General features: G+C 39.9%; 1 protein-coding gene. It reads right to left on the bottom strand.

The genetic code is table 11. From position 1 onward, the window contains the following. Nucleotides 1-686: 686 nt before the first annotated feature. On the bottom strand, nt 687-1,732 hold a 1,046-nt coding region (locus tag RDN66_RS24220; RefSeq protein ID WP_308538238.1), incomplete at its 5' end, for a hypothetical protein.

Here is a 1,732-nt window from a genome sequence, read left to right as displayed (position 1 = left end):
ATTTTTTTTCTCAAGTTTACCATGAATAATCCATTCCTTTTTTTGTCCTTCGGTGTGCTTTGTCGTTACACCAGTCATTTTTGTTGATACTCGACCGCTTTCTCCGTTTCTTGTTTTATCGCCATCTATGGCAATACCCATTGAAATGCTGGCCCCAACCTCTGCGCGGATATCATTATGATAAAATATCGTCTCTATATTACTTTGCGCTGTCGAATCAAAGATAATGATCTCTTCAGCAATATTTTTTGCCGTAAGGCCGGGGAGACTGCTGGCAATATAGACATTGAGTGTAAAGGGGTGAGGGGTACCGCGGAGGTGCTCATCGCCATTAACCCGTCCACATCTGGCGTAAAACCCAGACCCCGTTTTGACATTAAATTGTTCCTGAAAGTAGCAATACTGACAGTGCGACTCCCAATTAAAGTCACTGAGTCGCCCGTCCTCGCCGCAAGCAGACTATCAATCAACACCGAGGATGATCCCAGGCTATCTTACGGGGATTAGGCTGGTGTATGGGCTTTGAATGAGGTGTTAACAGGTCCCCACCGTATGGGTGGCGAGTAATCCATTAATGAAGACGGTAGGGGAGCCTGTGTAATGAGGTTCTCGTAAAAACCACTCATGCGAAGTGTATTTGTCTTATAGTTTAGTGGCCAGCGATATAATGTTTTCCTGTTATTTTATTACCTGACAATAACTACTTCGCCGTTAATAAATGAAAGGTATGGGTCATAAGAAAATACTATTTTATTATTTTTGTCTTTCAACCTTAATGGTGAGTTTTGATAAATCCCACTTGTCAATCTGAATACGCGGCCGTCGCAATAAGTAGTTATTTTGTATTTATCCCATTCCAGATTGATAGGAGTTAATTTGATGTCAAGAACATTCCAGGGAAGATTATATGATTCGAAAACGATATCAGGAGATATACCCTCTGCATCTCCCATTTCCTGACTGGAAATAGCTGCCATTTTCTTTAATGTCTTTACATCCCGATCTTTCATTGCCTGCCAGATTTCCCGATATTTTGCCCGAATAATGGGTAGATCTTTTTCTGACACCTTTCTGTCAGCATTTACCCATGACCATGTCTTTATACCGCTGAATTCAATATCACGATAAAATCGGTGTAAATACAGTCGACTATCTTCTGGAAGCTGCTCCTCAATAATTCTCCCCTCATGTCTGGAACCATCATAGCTGGAGGATGACGTTGCGATAATATTTTTTTCATCATCAACAGAAAGTTTGACTGTTGTTACGTTTTCGCTGGAATCAATGGTGTCTCTGGTAATCGTAAATTCACATTCTGAATCAGAGAAAAGGGTATCCCGGTCTTGAGAATCCACTGACCCCATGAGTACTTCAATCCTGTTTTTCCCATTTTCGATAAATGACGTAATGTTGTCACCTGCTGCTATTGTGCCACTTGAGTACGTGAAATTATCAAAAACAGGAAAACCGTTAACCCTGACCATGCATGCGCTACGTTTTGTTTTAAATGACACTAAATATTTTATACCATCCATTGTTTCTGCCTTGGGTGAAGAAATGTTGAATAAAATAAATAAAAAGGTAATGCTATAATAAATGAAATCGATAAGGTGATTTTTTTTCTCAAGTTTACCATGAATAATCCATTCCTTTTTTTGTCCTTCGGTGTGCTTTGTCGTTACACCAGTCATTTTTGTTGATACTCGACCGCTTTCTCCGTTTCTTGTTTTAT

It is taken from the genome of uncultured Kluyvera sp., from assembly GCF_902485085.1.
Taxonomy (GTDB): Bacteria; Pseudomonadota; Gammaproteobacteria; order Enterobacterales; family Enterobacteriaceae; genus Kluyvera; species Kluyvera ascorbata.
The sequence above is the reverse complement of the archived record's forward strand: the minus strand, read 5'-3'. Positions and strand labels throughout refer to the sequence as shown.